The sequence below is a fragment of the uncultured Acetobacteroides sp. genome (assembly GCF_963667355.2).
In the GTDB taxonomy this organism is placed as follows: Bacteria; Bacteroidota; Bacteroidia; order Bacteroidales; family ZOR0009; genus Acetobacteroides.
The window spans coordinates 1,472,050-1,488,454 of the sequence record NZ_OY763328.2 but is presented as its reverse complement, the minus strand read 5'-3'; the positions used below and the strand labels follow the sequence as shown (position 1 = coordinate 1,488,454).

Below are 16,405 nucleotides of genomic sequence, written 5' to 3'. Positions count from 1 at the left end.
TTTCGGTGCCGATTGAACCTTCCGTACTTGCTGTCATAAAACAAGAAAGCTACCCAATTCTTTGGGTAACTCTTTCGGGTTGATGTCCTTTACCGTATTTTCAGCAGGCTTCCGGATTCGCTTACCGAGAGCCGGTATCGCACGCCAAAAGCCATGGCGTAGTTGGGTTCGAGGTGCCCCGCCGGGATGCCAAAGCCTACCGGGATACCCAGCTGCTGGGTGTGCTCGTGAACGATCTGCTCGGCGGTTTTTCCAAATGGAATGGTGTTGTCGTTCATGTCGTTCAGGTAGCCCACCGCAATGCCGGCGAGCTGGTTTAGGACGCCGCTCTGCCTAAGGCTCAGCATGGTTCGGTCCATGTGGTAGAGGTACTCGTCAAGATCTTCAATAAAAAGAATCTTCCTCTCGGTGTCGTGCTGCAGGTCGGTTGCCATAAGGCTGTAGATGAGCGAAAGGTTGCCCCCCACAAGCACACCTTCGGCTTCGCCGGATACGTTCAGCGGGTTGGCGGCTGCGGCAAGGCTCGCATGCTTCCCCCTAAGGCTGTCGAACAAACTTCGGGTTGATGCGCTGGCCGACCCGTCCTTCGGAAAGTTGATGGGCATGGTGCTGTGCAGGCTTGCTATTCCCAGCCTGTTGTACAGCGCGTGCATTACGGTGACATCGCTATAGCCGCAAAACCACTTGGGGTGGGCCTTAATGGCGTCGTAGTCCAGATGGCCGAGGATGCGGGCCGAGCCGTATCCGCCTCTGGCGCATAGGATGGTTTTTACCTCGCCATCGTTCACCATTTGCATAACGTCGGCAGCGCGCTGCTGGTCGGTGCCGGCAAACTGGTTGTCTTCCTCAAAGAGGTTGTTCGCCAGCTTCACCCTAAATCCTTCGGCGGTAATCAGCCTAACGGCGGGCTCCAGCTCTTCGGGCGACACCTTGCGGGCCGTAGCCACGATGCCAATCGTATCGCCCGGCTCTAAGTATTTTGGGATCTCTATCATTTCCGGAACAAATTTTTGCAAATATAGTAGCGGGTTCTGGTGCATTGTCGTTTTTGGACTAAATTCCCTTAATCATGGCGGGCAACGATCTCCTGACCTTGCTCAGCGGGCTTCCCTTAAAGGTGTACCCTAGGCTCCAGTACAGGTACTGCGCCTGGCTGAATCGGGCGGCCCGTATGCCAAAGGTGCCAAAGAGGTTATCCTTCAGGAATACCTTCACCCCAATAACCTGATACAGCCGCTTGTCGTAGGAACTTCCGTGGATGATGTTGTACCCGAAGTTGGCAAAGATGGAGTAGTTGGGCAGCACCAGCTCGCCCTTGGCCGATAGGCCCGCCGAAAAGCGATGCCAGAACGGGCCAAGCGTTACCCGGTCGTAGATCTTTCCATCCAAGGGGTTGGTGGCGCGCCACGCCTTGGCGCCTGAGCTCTCGTCGTAGAGGATGTCGAGGCTAGCGCCGTACTTGTACTTGTAGCTGCGCACCAGCATGGGCGCAAACGAAAGGCCGTAAACGCCAAAGTTGCGGTCGATGTACTGCGACGGAAGGCCGGTGCCGGTGGTGTCGAACTTCTTCTGGCGCGAGGAGATGTTTACCAGCAAGTCGTAGTCGATTCGGGGCTCCACAACCGGGGGAATGAAGCGGCTCTTGCCGTTAAGCGAGAGCCTGCTGTCGAAGTTGTACTTAAACTCGAAGAAGGGGGCAAACAGGTTGACCCCCTTGTTGGGCAGGCGCGAGGCGCCGTTGGAGAAGTGGGTCATGCCAACCCCAAAGTCGAGGTCCCAGCGGGGAAGCAGCTGGTAGCTGGCGTAGAGGTTGAGGCCCACGTACACGTTGGAGGTGGAGCCTAGCGAAATATTCTCGTGGTTGGTAAACGCATCGTAGGGTTTCCAGTTGAACGAGGCGCCCAGCTGCCACTCGAACTTAATCTTAATCGGCTTCGAGTAGTCGTTAAGCGTCGTTCCCTGAAAGGCGAAGAGGGCAAACGGATTTCCGAGGGCATGGTTGTCGTTGTAGAAGTTGGCCGTGTAGAGGCCTATCCCGCCGTAGGGCATCCCGTAGGCGTAGTCCTCCCAGCAATCGCCCGCCGAGGAGTAGCCATACTTAAGGGTGTAGGAGGTAAACGAGGGGTTTGTCTTTTGCTTGGAGATAAAATCGTTGGTGGGCAGCACAATGCCCCCCTGGTAGTTGAGCGACAGAAATGGGTTTTGCAGCTTAGTTTTGCCTAGCGAGTCGAGGTTAATTATGCTGCTCGCCGAAGCTCCGTTAGCTATAAGTATAAGTAAGATGAGGAACCGCTTCTTCATTACTATTTGAAATAAGGTATGGTTGAAAATTAACGGACAAAAGTGCGAATAATAAAGATTTTAACCGTTTGGAGTTGGCTAATTTTAGCTGTTCGGGAGTACACGTATCACTCCAATTAGGCTAAAAAGTGCAGCTGGCAGCCGCCAAGCGGGGCAACGAACCCGGTATTTCGGCAGCAATTGGTAGGGGCCGAGCCAGCGGCTTCGTCCCTCGTTGTCCACTCTCCGCAATGGACATTCAAGAGGGCAAAAAAGTTCCGCGCAATGGGTATCCTGTGCCACTACCTCCACCAATCGCAGCCATTTTTTAGAGTTCCTAGAGCAAAAGGCCAATTTTGCCAATCGGTTTACTATTTTTGTTTGGCAGATATTTATCAACTCGAGGAGATAATGCTTTTTAAAGATATTGTAGGGCAAGATGAGCTGAAAGAGCGGCTAATACGGGGTGTTCGCGAAGGCCGTATCAGCCATGCGCAAATGTTTTTAGGGGAACCGGGTTCGGGGACTATTCCTTTGGCGATTGCCTACGCGCAATACCTCAACTGCCAGAATAGGGGCGAACACGACTCCTGCGGCGTTTGCCCATCGTGCCATAAGATGCAGAAGCTGCAGCATCCCGACATTCACTTCACCTTTCCCGTCAACAAAACTTCGGAAATTGGCGACAAGGTTGTGGTGAGCGACCTGTTTTTGAACCATTGGCGCTCAATTGTCGAAAAGCTCACCTACTTCGACGAGCAGGACTGGTACTCGCACATCGACTTGGGCAATAAGCAGGGGCTAATCAACGTGGCCGAAGCCGACAACATCATTAAAAAATTATCCTTTAAGTCGTACGAGGCGGAGTACAAGGTGCTCCTGATGTGGCTTCCCGAGCGGATGAACATTGCTGCCTCGAACACCCTGTTGAAGCTGGTCGAAGAGCCCCCTCCTAAAACCATATTTCTGATGGTTGCCCAAGAGGAGGGCAAGGTGCTTAAGACCATCCTTTCGCGAACTCAGATTATTCGCGTACCCCGCATCAAGTACGACGACATGGGCCGATCGCTAGCCGAAAGGTATCCCGCCTCATCGATGCCAATAGAGAGCGTTGCCAGGTTATCGTCGGGAAGCATGATTGAGGCTCGACGTCTGCTCGAACTCGACGAGGAGGGCGACGAGTTTTTTAACTACGTCATCGGATTGCTCCGCCTCTGCTACCAGTCGAACGTAATTGGGCTCATCGAATGGAGCGAGGAGGTGGCCACACTGGGGCGCGACCGCATTAAGCGCCTGCTGGCCTATGCCCAAAGGGTGGTCCGCGAGGCGTTTATGCTGAACCTCCGGATGGAGGCGGTTAGCTACCTTCCGCTCAACCCCGAGCAGCAGAAGTTCTACGCAAACTTTAAGCCTTTTATTAGGCCCAACAACATAGAGGAGACTTTTATGCTTCTCAACACCGCAGTTCACCACATAAACGCCAACGGCAACGCCAAGATTGTGCTTTCCGACATGGCGCTGAAAATGGTGAAACTGATTAAGCCGTAAATTTTTATTACTTTTGCAGATTGCAATAACACTATTCGAAAGATGAACGGAAACCCCCAAGATATAGATTTTTCACGCGGTTGCTGCTTCTCGCATAACGATCAGGATGAGTCTATAGCGCTTAGCCTCGACGGAGGTCAGAAGTTAAGCACCTACGACTGGCTGAGTGATTTACCTCAGACAGCTATTGAGCACGATGTATTTGAAGTACGCTTTAAGAATACCCGTAAGGGATACTACCGCAACGCTAATAAGCTGACTCTGAAAAAGGGCGACATTGTTGCCGTTGAGGCATCGCCCGGGCACGACATCGGCATTATCTCGCTTACCGGGGAGCTGGTGGCCCGCCAGATGAAAAAGACGGGTGTACATCCCAATAACCTCGATTTTAAGAAAATATACCGCAAGGCAAAACCTTCGGATGTTGATAAGTGGCAGGAGGCCATTGCCCGCGAGCAGGAAACCATGATCAAGTCGCGCCAGATTGCCAATCGGCTAAAGCTGAACATGAAGGTGGGCGACGTGGAGTTTCAGGGCGACAACACCAAGGCGATCTTCTACTACATTGCCGATGAGCGCGTCGATTTTCGCCAGCTGATAAAGGATTTGGCCGAGGCGTTCAAGATCCGCATAGAGATGCGCCAGATTGGTGCTCGGCAGGAGGCAGGGCGTATCGGCGGTATTGGGTCGTGCGGGCGCGAGCTTTGCTGCTCGACCTGGATAACCAACTTCTCGTCGGTTACCACCAACTCGGCCCGCCACCAGGAGATATCGCTTAACCCCCAGAAGCTGGCCGGCCAGTGCAGCAAGCTAAAGTGCTGCCTCAACTACGAGCTCGACACCTACGTGGACGCCCAAAAGGAGTTTCCTAGAGTGTCGGAGCCGCTGCAGCTGTTCGACGGTTTGGCATTCCTTCAAAAGACCGATATCCTAAAGGGGCTAATGTGGTTTAGCTCGGCCCCCGACTCGACGCTCAACCTTACCGCTGTATCGGTTGACCGGGTTAAGGAGATTCTAGCGCTTAACCGTCGCGGACAAAAGGCCGACAAGTTGCTTGGCGAAATTGGCGAGGAGATGCTGGCAAAGGCTAAGCTGATGGAAGAGCCCACATTCAAGAATGTGGTGGGCGAGGATAGCATCACCCGTTTCGACCGATCTGGCAAGCGTAGCAGCAGCTCGCGTGGCGGAAGGAACAGAGGCCGTGGCGGAAATTCCTCACAGAACAGCGGGCGTCAATCGCAGCCACCGCAGCAGTCTCAGCAGCCTCAACAGCAGGAGGCGCGCCCTAGCCGTGGTCCTCAGGATCGCCCTGAACGCCGTCCGAGCCAGAACCGCTCGGAGAATCGTCCTGCACGCGACGAGAATCAGGCGAGCGCTCCCGGACGTACCGAGGGGCAGCGCCCAGAGCAGGGGCTTCGTGGCGAACGAAATCCTCGCAGCGAGCAGCGCCGTCGTCCATCGAATGGCGGTAATCGCGAAGGTGGCAACCGTGAAGGGGGTAGCCGCGAGGGAGGAACCCGCGAGGGGGGCAGCAGGGGAGGCGATCGTCGCCCTAACCGGAATCGCCCCAGCCGTCCTAGCGAGGGAGATAGTAGCGGCAGCAACGGTAGTAACGAGTAGGAGCAGCTTCAGGCTTGCGGGCATGCAGCTGCATTTCGACAGATCTTCATAGAGCATCAAGAATGAAAACAATTAGAAATATAGCGCTCCTAGTAGCAGGAGCGCTTCTTATCTCGCTGGCCTCGTGCGATAAGTCGCGGGTGTACGAGCAGAGCAAGCCCTTGGGGGCGCTCTGGAGCAAGGATTCGCTGGCCCGCTTCGAGGTGAACATTGACGACACCCTGAGCACCCACAGCGTTTACGTGACCCTGAGGAACGCCAGCACCTACCCCTACAGTAACGTTTACCTGTTTGTGACCACGGTTGCCCCCTCGGGCGCGTTCGTGCGCGACACCATGGAGTGCGTCCTGGCCGACGAGTCGGGCCGATGGCTGGGGAAGGGGTTTTCCAAGTACTGGGATGGCCGCTTTGCCATGCGCAAGAACGTGAAGTTCCCCGAAAAGGGTGTCTACTCCTTTACCATCCAGCAGGGCATGCGCCTGGAGGAACTCCCCGGAATTCACGATGTTGGGATTAGAATTGAACGTGTAAAATCAAAATAGGACTATTTAGGTGGGAAAGAATAAGCTTCAGCGGTTTGCTGAGAACGAGACGTTTAAAAATTTGGTTCAGCCGGAGTTTGATGCCGTGTTTGGCTGCGACTATCACTTAAAGGGAAACTGGCACGCGAATTTTTTTGGCAACAGCAAGCCCATTGTTTTAGAGTTGGGCTGCGGGCGTGGCGAGTACACCGTTGCCCTAGGAGAAAAGTTCCCCGAAAAGAACTTCATCGGAATTGATGTGAAGGGCGCCCGCCTGTGGCGCGGAGCCAAGACGGCTACCGAGGGCAACATGGACAACGTGGGCTTCCTGCGCACCCGTATCGAGTTCATCCGCTCGCTATTCGGCAAGGACGAGGTGGCGGAGATCTGGGTTACCTTCCCCGATCCCCAGCTCAAGAAGAGCCGCCTCAAGAAGCGCCTCACCTGCTCGGGATTCCTGAACAGCTACCGCGAGTTCCTGGCCCCCGACGGCATCGTGCACCTGAAAACCGACAACCAGAACCTCCACTTCTACACCAAGAAGCTACTCGAGGAGAACGGCATGGAAATCCTGGTGGCCACCAACGACCTTTACAATAGCGGCATGGCCGACGAGATCCTCTCCGTAAAAACCAAGTACGAGCAGGACTACCTGGCCAAGGGGATGCCCATCACCTACCTCAAGTTCCGCATCAAGGGCGATGTGCCGCTGGTGGAGCCCGCCGATATCGAGCCGTTCGTGATCTAGGAAGCGTCGCGCGTCGCGCGACCTTCGACTAAAATATTCAGCTAGAATGCCGGGACCTCCCGGCATTCCTCGTTTTATGGCTATAGGAAGGGCGTAGCCGATCCTTCGAAGGGCGTCTCACAACCTGTGAGAGTAATATTCGACCCGCTGATCATCATCTCACAGCCTGTGAGAGCCAGGTTTGAGCCCCAGACCATCGTCTCACCGCTTGTGGGAGCTAGATCAGTGCCTCCGATCGTCGTCTCACCGCTTGTGAGAGTAGCATCCGACCCTCCGATGGCCATCTCACAGGCTGTGGAAGTGGTACTCGACCCTCCGATCACCGTTTCACAGCCTGTGAAAATCCCCTCAACCACCGTTCCTCTTATCTCTGCACTCGGTGGCTGGCCGCAGGATTCTCGTATGGTCTGCTGAAAAACTCAGCCATATTTACCCCCAACCCCCTAAAGGGGGCTACCGTACAGCACCTATCGTAACCAGAAGTCGAATAGACGTTCGAGATTTCTCCTGATGGCTGGGCTGCCTCGAAGTCCCCTTTAGGGGATTTAGGGGTGAATGCCACGTTTAGTCAATCGTAAAGGCAAAATTCTTGTGGTTCTTCGTGAGGAATCAAAATGTGCAGAAAAAGTTTTGAGTTAACGTTATTATGGATTATAAATGAATAATTAACTTAGCGATGTCTGATCAAAATACTACTACTATGAAATTTACAAGTATTCACTTTAGCAACATTCGAGTTAAAGAGCTTTCCGATTTTCTACATGTGATATTCCCAATCCTTAACGCGCTTGGCGTGCACAACGCCAAGCTCAAGGGACTGCTGGTGGGGCTGAGCCTGGCCATGGCGGAGCTCGACGCGGCCATCCCCAAGGTATCCCTTAAGGGCGAGACCCGTGGCATAAAAGAATGCGACGACCACCGCGATGGCGAGTTCCTCACTTTCCGCACCTTCATCGAGGCGTTTACCCACAGCCGCAACCCCACTATCCGCGAGCAGGCAATGCTGGTCTACGATACGCTGAAGTCCAACGGCTACCACACTCTCAACAGCCTGCCGATGAAGGAGGAGAGTACGGCCATCCGCACCCTCGATGCGCTGTTTAAGGTAGGCCGCCTGGCCGATGCGCTAGCGGCGCTTAACGGCAAGCCCCTTTGGCAAAACGTGGTGGTGGCCCAGGAGGAGTTCGATGGGGCCAAAACCAACCGCAGCGAGCTGGAGGTAGCCGAGGATGCCGGCGATGCCGCCTTCCAGGTGGGCAAGCGCGCCAAGGCCAAGTGCTCCGAGGTGTTCGACCTGGTGGAGGCGCTCTACATGGTGGAGGACAAGGCCGAGTACGCCGCCGCCATGACCAAGGTGAACCTGGAGATCGACGCCCTAATGGCGCTGATGCGCACCCGCGCCACCCTTGCCGCCAAGGCCAAGGAGGAGAAGAAAAAGAAGGAGGGCGACAAGCCATCGGCATAGGTCGTTAGCCCAATCAAGCATAGGTAAAGCGCAACCCACGGTTGCGCTTTACTTTTTGGGTATATTTGGTGGCGGCTTTGCCTAGCCTCAGACGCTGATGAAGGCTTCTAAGAGCGAGTAGGCTTTGGTTGACAGAGGAGCATATTAATTTAAAATTATGATTCAAAAATTATTATTGATTGCATTAGTTATCAGCACTACAAGTTGTATTTCTGCCGGAGATACGGTTGTAAGATGTTATAGCAGGCTTTATGCTGATGAAAAAAAGGTGGTTAAGGAGCTAAACGATTTTTGGGAGAAATATCCAGAAAATCGGGTAGATGGGAGCACCATACGCAAAATCCAAAAAGTTTATCCGAGAATGTTTGTAGCCAATATTTTTGTAGATACTTCTTCTAGCGGGTGTGTGCAATCATATGTTTTCAAAAGTGTGACTGTAAATGAGGATTTTAAAAGGGAAGAATGGTATGTAAAATCGGCTGATGGTAGAATGGTATTCATTGTGGATATTGCCAATAAAGGTGAATGGATAAATGGATTTAATTGTGATTTATGCTTAATGAGAGTACTCTTTATGGATAAAGTGAATTTGAATTTTAGAAATTGGGAATTGTCATCAAAAGAAAAGAAAGATGCTAGAGCTACTTTTGAAAATGATGTTCTGGTCAAATTGAAGAAGGTCCTTTCTGAAAGTAAATGACCTGTTAGGGAAATATGAAAACAGCAAAAGCCCGGAGCAATCCGGGCTTTTATCGTATACTTGCAGCCAAACAATCGGCGTATGACTTTCGATAAGCTATCGTTCTTCGAGCAGGTGTACCAGGTGGTGGAGCTTATCCCTGCGGGGAGGGTTACCTCCTACGGCGCCATTGCCCGCTATCTGGGTACGGGGCGCTCGTCGCGCATGGTGGGCTGGGCCATGAATGCCAGCCATACCTGCGGCCGCTACATCCCCGCCCATCGGGTGGTAAACCGCAATGGGCTGCTCACCGGCAAGCACTGCTTCGGCAGCCCTACGGCTATGGAGGAGCTGCTTAGGAGCGAAGGCATCGAGGTTGTCGACGATAAAATCGTCGGCTTCGAGCGCTACTTCTGGGATCCCTCCGTGGAGCTGGACATTAGCTAGCCTTGCTGCTGCTAAAGTACTTCACCTTAATAAAGGTGTAGATTGGCGGAACCAGCGATATGGCAATGATGGCGAATACCACCAGCGTAAAGTTCTGCTTTATGGTAGGGATGTTGCCAAAGAAGTTGCCGGCATAGGTAAACGACAATACCCAAAGGATGTTTCCAATTAGGCTGAAGGTGAAAAAGCGCAGGTACTTCATTTTTCCAACGCCTGCCACAAAGGGGGCAAAGGTGCGGATGATGGGCATAAAGCGCGCCACGATGAGGGTAGTCTTACCGTGCTTCTCGTAGAAGGTGTGGGTCTCGTCGAGGTACTTTCGCTTAATCAGCTTGTAATTTTTTTCGTACACCCGGTCGCCAATGAGGTGGCCAATCCAGTAGTTGGAGTTATCGCCCAGCACCGCAGCGCACAGGAGCGTTGGCACCAGCAGGTTTACGTCGATGGGGTTGCCCGGCATGGCCGAGATAGCGCCAGCGGCGAAAAGCAGCGAGTCGCCGGGCAGGAATGGGGTTACCACCAACCCGGTTTCGCAGAATATGATGGCAAACAGGATCAGGTAGGTCCACGTTTGGTAGTCGGTAACAATTTCTAAGAGATGCTTGTCGATGTGAAGGATGAAGTCGATAAGCTGCTGTAAAAGATCGAGCATGGTAAATTTTATTATTTTCTAGTAGTTACACGCTTAGGCGTGCATTCAACTGCGCGGTAAAGGTATCCATCAAACCCATTCGAGGTCTTAGGCACCCCCGCTATTTATAGGATTATCACAATTATTGACAAAATGCAACAGATGCATCCTCTACTCCTTTTTAGGCTGACGGATGTGGTGGGGCATCTCGAAGGGGATCACAAACGAGAACTCTACCAGTCCGGCAACCGCTCCATCCTTATACCATGGAGTTTGGTAGATGATCTTCTTCACATCGCCCTTTTCGATGGTGTAGGCGTTGGTTTCGGCGTTGGCAATTAGGCGCTCGATGGTTTCCTGCGAGCTGGCCTTGTGGCAGCCCATCATGTTTTGGCCTACCATGTTGCCGAATACCTCGGCAGCCTTATCGTTCATGTAAAGCACGTTTCCTTCGGTATCGCTTACGGTGATGCTTCCGCCTATGGTTTTAAAGAAGTCGAATTCCATCATAAAAAATTAAGATTAGTTAGGTGCGAAATTAATCCTATTTACGATACAGGTGGCGCACATCGGGGATTTGCTTTGGTTTTAACAATAACTTTGGGTTAACGATAATCTCGAACTAAACAATAAGCGATATGTCTTCAAGTAAGCTAGACGATGAAGCTCTGAGCTACCACGAGCAGGGTAAGCCAGGTAAGATAGAAGTTGTTCCTACTAAACCGTATAGCACGCAGCACGATCTGGCGCTGGCCTACTCGCCCGGAGTGGCAGCACCCTGCTTGGCTATAGAGGGAAACCCCGAAGATGCCTACCGGTATACCGCTAAGGGAAACTTGGTGGCCGTAATATCCAACGGTACGGCCGTACTCGGCTTGGGCAACATTGGCGCGCTGGCCGGCAAGCCGGTAATGGAGGGCAAGGGGCTGCTCTTTAAAATATTTGCCGATATCGATGTCTTCGACATTGAGGTAGACCAACCCGATGTCGACAAGTTTGTGGAGGCGGTTAAGGCTATTGCCCCCACCTTTGGCGGAATTAACCTCGAGGATATTAAGGCGCCCGAGTGCTTTGAGATAGAGGAGCGACTGAAGAATGAGCTCGACATCCCCGTAATGCACGACGACCAGCACGGCACGGCCATCATCTCGTCGGCGGCGCTGCTCAACGCGCTGGATATCGTGGGCAAGAAGATCGGTGAGGTTCAGCTGGTGGTAAACGGTGCTGGCGCCTCGGCGGTGGCCTGCACGAAGCTCTACATTGCGCTGGGCGTAAAGAAGGAGAACATCGTGATGTGCGACAGCAAGGGCGTTATCCGCACTACCCGCAAGAACCTTTCTGGCGCAAAAGCCTTCTTCGCTACCGATCGTAGCATCGAAACGCTGGAGGATGCGCTAGGCGGTGCCGACATATTCCTCGGCCTATCGGCAGCCGACGTGCTTACCCCAGATATGATCCGCAAGATGGCATCGAAACCCATCGTCTTTGCCCTAGCCAACCCCAATCCCGAAATTAGCTACGAGCTGGCCATGGCATCGCGCCCCGACATCATCTTTGCCACGGGGCGTTCCGACTATCCCAACCAGGTAAACAACGTGCTGGGCTTCCCCTACATCTTCCGTGGCGCTCTCGATGTGCGTGCCACCAGCATCAACGAGGCAATGAAGGTAGCCGCCGTTAGGGCGCTTGCCGCTTTGGCCAAGGAGCCAGTTCCCGATGTGGTATCCATTGCCTACAACAACAACAAGATCGTATACGGGCCCGAGTACCTCATCCCCAAGCCGCTCGATCCACGGCTTATCTCCACCATATCGGTGGCCGTTGCTAAGGCAGCTATAGAGTCGGGGGTGGCGCGTAAAACCATTGATGATTGGGATGCCTACGTGTTCGACCTCGAGCGTCGCATGGGTCACGATAACCGCCTTGCCCGCACGCTTCGCAACAAGGCCAAGAGCAACCTTAAGCGAATCGTATTCGCCGAAGGGGGCAACATCAACATCCTTCGCGCGGCTCAAAATGTGCTTAATGATAAGATTGGCATTCCTATTCTTCTTGGCAGTAGGGAGAAGATCATCCAAACGATCAAGGAGAATAACCTAGACCTTCAGGGCGTCGAGATTGTCGAGTTCTTTGGCGAGGAGGAGCGCTGCCGCCGCGAGAAGTACGCCGAGATGTACCACCGCAAGCTCGAGCGTAGCGGGGTGATCTATTCCGAAGCGGTAGAGCACATGTACACGCGCGACTACTTTGGTACCATGATGGTGGAGGCTGGCGATGCCGATGCCTTTATCTCGGGATACGCCAAGCGCTACTCCTACACCATCGAGCCCGCGCTCGAGTACTACGGGATGAACAATATGGGCAGCCGCCTAGCCGGGTTGTACATTGTAATGACCAAGCGCGGCCCTGTCTTCTTTGCCGATTCGAGTTCGATAAACCCCAATCCAAACGCTTCGGATCTGGTGAACACCACCCTTTTGGTGGCCGACGAGGTGCGCTCGTATGGCATTGAGCCTCGCATTGCGCTTCTCTCCAACTCCAACTTCGGGTCGGTAGCCGAGGGAGAACCTTCGGTTGTTCACGAGGCTACTCGTTTGCTACACGCCCACTACCCCGAAATTGAGGTGGATGGTGAGATGCAGGTACGCTTTGCCCTGAATGCCCAAAAACGGATGGCGCAGTATCCCTTTACGAAGCTAAGGGATCTGGAGGTAAACGTGCTGGTATTCCCCAACTTCTCGGCCAGCAATATTGGCTACAAGCTTATGCAGGACTTAGCCAGCTTCGAGGTTATTGGCCCGGTACTCCTTGGAATGCCCAAGTCCATCCACGTAGTACCGCTCGACAGCAGCGTGCGCGAAATCGTGAACATGGCCACCATTGCCGCCGTTGACGCCCAGCGCACCGATCGTTCCGAGTCACTCACCATCGACCCTGCCATCTAGCATCGATTCTACCAAAATAGAAGGCCCATCTGGCACAGCGCCGGATGGGCTTTTTTGGTTTTAGCTGAAGTCTTTGTACATGGTACAAATCCGTCGCCGGAGTTCCGTTGGCCGCTTTGTACATGGTACAAACCTTCCGCCGGAGTTCCGTTGGGCCATTTGTATATGGTACAAACCCTCCGCCGGAGTTCCGTTGGGCCATTTGTATATGGTACAAACCCTCCACCGGAGTTCCGTTGGCCGCTTTGTATATGGTACAAACCCATCACCGAAGTTCCGTTGGGTGCTTTGTATATAGTACAAAGGCTTCGTCGGAGTTCGGGTGAGCAATTTGTACATGGTACAACCCCTTGCTGATGCTCTGTTGGGCGTTTCATCAGCATAGCAGCGGCATCCTGCTACATGAAAATCTAGCAGGTTTCCAAAATCTGTTAGGCTTTACGCATATAGACTTTGCATGAGCGATCCTTGCGGGATGCCTTAGCGCACGATGCCGGGGATGGATATTCCGGTGATGTTACGGTAGAGCTCGAGGGCGTACACGTCGGTCATCCCCGAGATGAAGTCCACCACGGTCATCAGCTGCTCGTAGGGGGTGGCGGCGCTGTTGTGGTACTGTTCGGGGATGCGCGAGATGAGCTTCTGCGAGAGCATCCGCTTGGGGTGCAGCATCGCCTCGGTGTACTCGTGGCACAGCGTCGACAGGATGCGGTGGCCTGCAATCTCGATCTCCACAACGGTGTGGTGCTTGTAGATCTTTTGAATGGATAGCTGGGTGATGCGCTCGGCGGCATCGAGGTAGGTCTTGGGCAGCAGCTTAACGAGGGGCAGCACGGCCTCTCCCCGCTCAATCTTAACGATATTATCCATGTAGGCCGATGCGCAACCCTGTATCAGCTTGCTGATGCCCACCGCCCTCAGGTAGGCGATGCGCTCGTTGGGGTCGGTAACGATGTTGAGGTTGTCGTGGAGCTCGGCGCTGCTCTGCTCGTCGGAGGCGAGGGGAAGAAGGAGGTCGAACACCTCTCGGCTGGATAGGATGCCGAGCTTGTGGGCATCCTCCAGGTCCATCAGCAGGTAGCAGATGTCGTCGGCGGCCTCCACCAGGTAGGTGAGCGGGTAGCGGGCGATGTGAAGCGGATCGTCGCCGGTAACGTGCATCCCCAAGGCATCAGCCATGCGGCGCACCAGCTCCTTTTCGGACTGGAAGAAGCCGAACTTATTCTTGGTGGCCAGCGTCGACTCGTAGGGGTACTTGATGATGGAGGCCAGCGTGGAGTAGCTTAGCCCAAACCCGCCAGCCCTACGCCCATTGAGCTGGGCCGTGAGTAGGCGTAGCGCGTTGGCGTTACCGTCGAAGAAGATCAAGTCGTTCCACTCGCCCTTGGTCAACTTCTCCTGGTTGTAGAGGTATTCGCAATTATCCCTAAAGTATTCCGATATGATGGCTTCGCCCGCATGCCCAAAGGGCGGGTTGCCCATATCGTGCGCCAGGCAGGCCGCCGCTACGATGTGGGGTATCTCGGCCAGCTGGGGTAGGCTTGGGTAGAGGTTCAGCAGCTCGTCGGCCACCATCGAGCCAAGGGTGCGCCCCACCGAGGCCACCTCCAGCGAGTGCGTGAGGCGGTTGTGCACGAATACCGCTCCAGGCAGCGGAAACACCTGCGTCTTATTCTGCATCCTACGGAATGCCGACGAAAAGATCAAACGATCGTAGTCGCGCTGAAAGTGCGAACGCCCAATGGTAGGCGTAGTGGTAGATGTGCTGGTTTCCTTTCCGGTGCGTATCCCGCTGATGAGCTTATTCCACATGGGTACATTTTTTTATCAAGAATCAAGGCGCAAGAATCAAGGCTTAGTCGTAGAAAATGGTGGCCTTAGAAGGGGTAGGGGTGGGTAAATGACAACATGGTATATTACCTAATCCTTCTGTTTAACTTCAGAATAACTCCCCATTCACTACTCCCTCTCACTCTTGCATGGCAAAGATAGCCATCCGCCCCAACTTAATGCCGCTGCGGCATGCTGTCGAGCCGCATTATTCGTACATTTATTGCCGAATTAACAGAAAAAGTTGTAACCGAATTATACGCCACGCGTCTATCGTGTAAACAACCAAAAATTTTTAATCATGGACATTGGAGCATTAATTCCAATATTTGCGATTGTGTTTGGCAATGCATTCGCATTTGGAGTCATCTACTTCGCAATAGTGACGCGGAATAGAGAACGAATGGCGCTTATTGAGAAAGGGGCAACCGCTGAGGAAATCTATCAAAGCCGGAAGATATCGAAGTATTCCGCGCTAAAGAACGGGTTGTTCTTGATAGGAATTGCGGTTGGGCTAATTGTTGCAGCAATCGTATCGGCAACTACAACGCTGAACCCTGTTGCGGTTTACTTCGCGTTTATTCTTCTTTTTGGTGGACTAGGACTGGTTATCTTCTACCTTATCTACATTAAAAATGAGCGTAACCAGCCTGGAAGAGACTTCTGACCTTATCCTTGTACAAAGGGCAAAGGAGAACTACTCCCCTGCAGTGGCTGAACTCATCAACCGCTACAAAGGGATGGTGTATACTATTGCCCTTAAGGTGTTAAAGGATAAAGATGAAGCCGAGGAGGTTGCGCAGGAGTCTTTCGTGAAGGCTTTTACCAAGCTCAATCTTTTCAGGATGGATAGCGGTTTTTCGTCGTGGCTCTACCGCATTGCATACAACACGGCTATTTCGCGGACTCGTGAGAAGAAGCGCGAAATGGAATACAAGCAGGAAACGGTAGCCACCGAATCGTTCGAGCAGCAGGCTAAAGCCTTTAGCACGCTCGAACAGGACGATCGGAAGCGGTACCTGAACCAGGCCATGCAGCAGCTCAATAGCGACGACAGCTTGATGCTTATTCTCTTCTACTACGATGGGAAATCGCTTGAGGAGATCTCGCAGATAACCGGTTATTCCGACTCCAACGTCAAGGTTCGGCTCTACCGAGCGCGGAAAAAGCTGCACGAAGAGCTCGAAAAAATACTACATAACGAAACAAAAACGCTTCTATAGCCATGCTAAACGACGACAAATTCCTACGCGACATACTCTCCAGCGGCATCGAACAGCCATCATCCAACTTCACCAGTAAGGTAATGAAGGAGCTGGCAAAGGCACAGATAAAGCAGAAGCAGCAGGTCGAAATTCCAACTGCAATAATCTGGATGGCGGTGTTATTCCCACTCATTGCCCTTACGGTAAGCCTCGAATCGGTTTACAAGCAGGTAAGTGCGATACTTCAGGTGGTTGGCCTCGACAAAGTTCTAACACAGGAGACCATCATATTCGTATCGTTGGGCATACTCGCATTTAGTTTTATCGACATTGTGCTTATTAAGTGGTTCGTAAAGCACGAACACCACGAGAACTCTAGGGGTGGAGCATTCTTCTCCATTTAGGGCTGCAAAAAGTGAGGTGTAGGTTGTTTTTCCCTTTTATGTATTAGAGGAATATGCTTACTTTGGGCTGCTAATTTTACGG

Annotated in this window: 16 protein-coding genes; 11 read left to right on the top strand and 5 right to left on the bottom strand. The window is 53.0% G+C overall.

Translation table 11 applies throughout. The features are described from left to right. Positions 1–89 precede the first annotated feature (89 nt). The gene (locus ACHZA1_RS06175) at positions 90–995 is read right to left on the bottom strand and encodes an LD-carboxypeptidase (RefSeq protein ID WP_320054357.1); all 906 of its coding nucleotides are present in this window, start codon (positions 993–995) and stop codon (positions 90–92) included. Between the two features lie 58 nt (positions 996–1,053). Then, positions 1,054–2,301 carry an acyloxyacyl hydrolase gene (locus ACHZA1_RS06170; protein ID WP_320054356.1) on the bottom strand — a complete coding sequence of 416 codons (1,248 nt, stop codon included), beginning with the start codon at positions 2,299–2,301 and terminating at the stop codon, positions 1,054–1,056. A 390-nt stretch (positions 2,302–2,691) separates the two neighbouring features. Between ACHZA1_RS06170 and ACHZA1_RS06165 the strand changes: the two genes are divergently transcribed. The 7 genes from ACHZA1_RS06165 to ACHZA1_RS06135 all read left to right on the top strand — a co-directional run bounded on the left by ACHZA1_RS06165 (position 2,692) and on the right by ACHZA1_RS06135 (position 9,308). Beyond that, a complete protein-coding gene (locus ACHZA1_RS06165; protein WP_320054355.1) occupies positions 2,692–3,828 on the top strand; it encodes a DNA polymerase III subunit delta in 1,137 nt (378 codons plus the stop codon). Between the two features lie 42 nt (positions 3,829–3,870). Next, on the top strand, positions 3,871–5,448 hold the full coding sequence (gene ricT, locus ACHZA1_RS06160; RefSeq protein WP_320054354.1) for a regulatory iron-sulfur-containing complex subunit RicT: 1,578 nt from the start codon (positions 3,871–3,873) through the stop codon (positions 5,446–5,448). Positions 5,449–5,510: 62 nt separating this feature from the next. Then, positions 5,511–5,990 (top strand): gliding motility lipoprotein GldH, encoded by a 480-nt coding sequence (locus tag ACHZA1_RS06155; protein ID WP_320054353.1) that lies wholly within the window; start codon positions 5,511–5,513, stop codon positions 5,988–5,990. Between the two features lie 10 nt (positions 5,991–6,000). Continuing rightward, a complete protein-coding gene (gene trmB, locus ACHZA1_RS06150) occupies positions 6,001–6,717 on the top strand; it encodes a tRNA (guanosine(46)-N7)-methyltransferase TrmB (protein WP_320054352.1) in 717 nt (238 codons plus the stop codon). A 700-nt stretch (positions 6,718–7,417) separates the two neighbouring features. After that, a complete protein-coding gene (locus ACHZA1_RS06145) occupies positions 7,418–8,182 on the top strand; it encodes a DUF6261 family protein (RefSeq protein ID WP_320054351.1) in 765 nt (254 codons plus the stop codon). A 157-nt stretch (positions 8,183–8,339) separates the two neighbouring features. Beyond that, positions 8,340–8,882: a hypothetical protein gene (locus ACHZA1_RS06140; protein WP_320054350.1), complete on the top strand. Its 543-nt coding sequence runs from the start codon at positions 8,340–8,342 to the stop codon at positions 8,880–8,882. 81 nt (positions 8,883–8,963) lie between these two features. After that, positions 8,964–9,308, top strand: coding sequence for an MGMT family protein (locus ACHZA1_RS06135; RefSeq protein ID WP_320054349.1), 345 nt, complete (start codon positions 8,964–8,966; stop codon positions 9,306–9,308). Here ACHZA1_RS06135 and ACHZA1_RS06130 read toward each other — a convergent pair. Together ACHZA1_RS06130 and ACHZA1_RS06125 are read right to left on the bottom strand one after the other, a co-directional pair. After that, on the bottom strand, positions 9,301–9,960 hold the full coding sequence (locus ACHZA1_RS06130) for a DedA family protein (protein ID WP_320054348.1): 660 nt from the start codon (positions 9,958–9,960) through the stop codon (positions 9,301–9,303). The genes ACHZA1_RS06135 and ACHZA1_RS06130 overlap by 8 nt on opposite strands. A gap of 150 nt (positions 9,961–10,110) precedes the next feature. Further along, positions 10,111–10,449: a diguanylate cyclase gene (locus tag ACHZA1_RS06125; protein ID WP_394701067.1), complete on the bottom strand. Its 339-nt coding sequence runs from the start codon at positions 10,447–10,449 to the stop codon at positions 10,111–10,113. A gap of 128 nt (positions 10,450–10,577) precedes the next feature. On the opposite strand from ACHZA1_RS06125, the gene ACHZA1_RS06120 reads away from it, so the two are divergent. Then, positions 10,578–12,884, top strand: coding sequence for an NADP-dependent malic enzyme (locus ACHZA1_RS06120; protein WP_320054347.1), 2,307 nt, complete (start codon positions 10,578–10,580; stop codon positions 12,882–12,884). A 480-nt stretch (positions 12,885–13,364) separates the two neighbouring features. Here the strand turns inward: ACHZA1_RS06120 and dgt are convergent, their stop codons facing one another. Beyond that, entirely contained in the window at positions 13,365–14,696 is a 1,332-nt protein-coding gene (dgt, locus tag ACHZA1_RS06115) for a dGTP triphosphohydrolase (protein WP_320054346.1), read from the bottom strand. A gap of 319 nt (positions 14,697–15,015) precedes the next feature. On the opposite strand from dgt, the gene ACHZA1_RS06110 reads away from it, so the two are divergent. Genes ACHZA1_RS06110 through ACHZA1_RS06100 form a run of 3 tightly spaced genes read left to right on the top strand, consistent with a single transcriptional unit; the run spans position 15,016 to position 16,323 of the window. After that, positions 15,016–15,381 (top strand): DUF6249 domain-containing protein, encoded by a 366-nt coding sequence (locus tag ACHZA1_RS06110; protein ID WP_320054345.1) that lies wholly within the window; start codon positions 15,016–15,018, stop codon positions 15,379–15,381. Then, positions 15,350–15,937 (top strand): sigma-70 family RNA polymerase sigma factor, encoded by a 588-nt coding sequence (locus tag ACHZA1_RS06105; RefSeq protein WP_320054344.1) that lies wholly within the window; start codon positions 15,350–15,352, stop codon positions 15,935–15,937. The genes ACHZA1_RS06110 and ACHZA1_RS06105 overlap by 32 nt, the downstream gene beginning before the upstream one ends. 2 nt (positions 15,938–15,939) lie before the next feature. Further along, positions 15,940–16,323, top strand: a complete 384-nt coding sequence (locus tag ACHZA1_RS06100) for a hypothetical protein (protein WP_320054343.1) — start codon at positions 15,940–15,942, stop codon at positions 16,321–16,323. The last annotated feature ends 82 nt before the right edge of the window (positions 16,324–16,405 follow it).

What these genes read in the sequence shown, in the direction of transcription:
- ACHZA1_RS06105 (WP_320054344.1), top strand. Translation starts at nt 15,350, where the DNA reads ATGAGCGTAACCAGCCTGGAAGAGACTTCTGACCTTATCCTTGTACAA.
- ACHZA1_RS06140 (WP_320054350.1), top strand. Translation starts at nt 8,340, where the DNA reads ATGATTCAAAAATTATTATTGATTGCATTAGTTATCAGCACTACAAGT.
- ACHZA1_RS06125 (WP_394701067.1), bottom strand. Translation starts at nt 10,449, where the DNA reads ATGATGGAATTCGACTTCTTTAAAACCATAGGCGGAAGCATCACCGTA.
- ricT (WP_320054354.1), top strand. Translation starts at nt 3,871, where the DNA reads ATGAACGGAAACCCCCAAGATATAGATTTTTCACGCGGTTGCTGCTTC.
- ACHZA1_RS06170 (WP_320054356.1), bottom strand. Translation starts at nt 2,301, where the DNA reads ATGAAGAAGCGGTTCCTCATCTTACTTATACTTATAGCTAACGGAGCT.
- ACHZA1_RS06130 (WP_320054348.1), bottom strand. Translation starts at nt 9,960, where the DNA reads ATGCTCGATCTTTTACAGCAGCTTATCGACTTCATCCTTCACATCGAC.
- ACHZA1_RS06165 (WP_320054355.1), top strand. Translation starts at nt 2,692, where the DNA reads ATGCTTTTTAAAGATATTGTAGGGCAAGATGAGCTGAAAGAGCGGCTA.
- ACHZA1_RS06110 (WP_320054345.1), top strand. Translation starts at nt 15,016, where the DNA reads ATGGACATTGGAGCATTAATTCCAATATTTGCGATTGTGTTTGGCAAT.
- ACHZA1_RS06155 (WP_320054353.1), top strand. Translation starts at nt 5,511, where the DNA reads ATGAAAACAATTAGAAATATAGCGCTCCTAGTAGCAGGAGCGCTTCTT.
- ACHZA1_RS06100 (WP_320054343.1), top strand. Translation starts at nt 15,940, where the DNA reads ATGCTAAACGACGACAAATTCCTACGCGACATACTCTCCAGCGGCATC.
- dgt (WP_320054346.1), bottom strand. Translation starts at nt 14,696, where the DNA reads ATGTGGAATAAGCTCATCAGCGGGATACGCACCGGAAAGGAAACCAGC.
- ACHZA1_RS06120 (WP_320054347.1), top strand. Translation starts at nt 10,578, where the DNA reads ATGTCTTCAAGTAAGCTAGACGATGAAGCTCTGAGCTACCACGAGCAG.
- ACHZA1_RS06135 (WP_320054349.1), top strand. Translation starts at nt 8,964, where the DNA reads ATGACTTTCGATAAGCTATCGTTCTTCGAGCAGGTGTACCAGGTGGTG.
- ACHZA1_RS06145 (WP_320054351.1), top strand. Translation starts at nt 7,418, where the DNA reads ATGAAATTTACAAGTATTCACTTTAGCAACATTCGAGTTAAAGAGCTT.
- ACHZA1_RS06175 (WP_320054357.1), bottom strand. Translation starts at nt 995, where the DNA reads ATGATAGAGATCCCAAAATACTTAGAGCCGGGCGATACGATTGGCATC.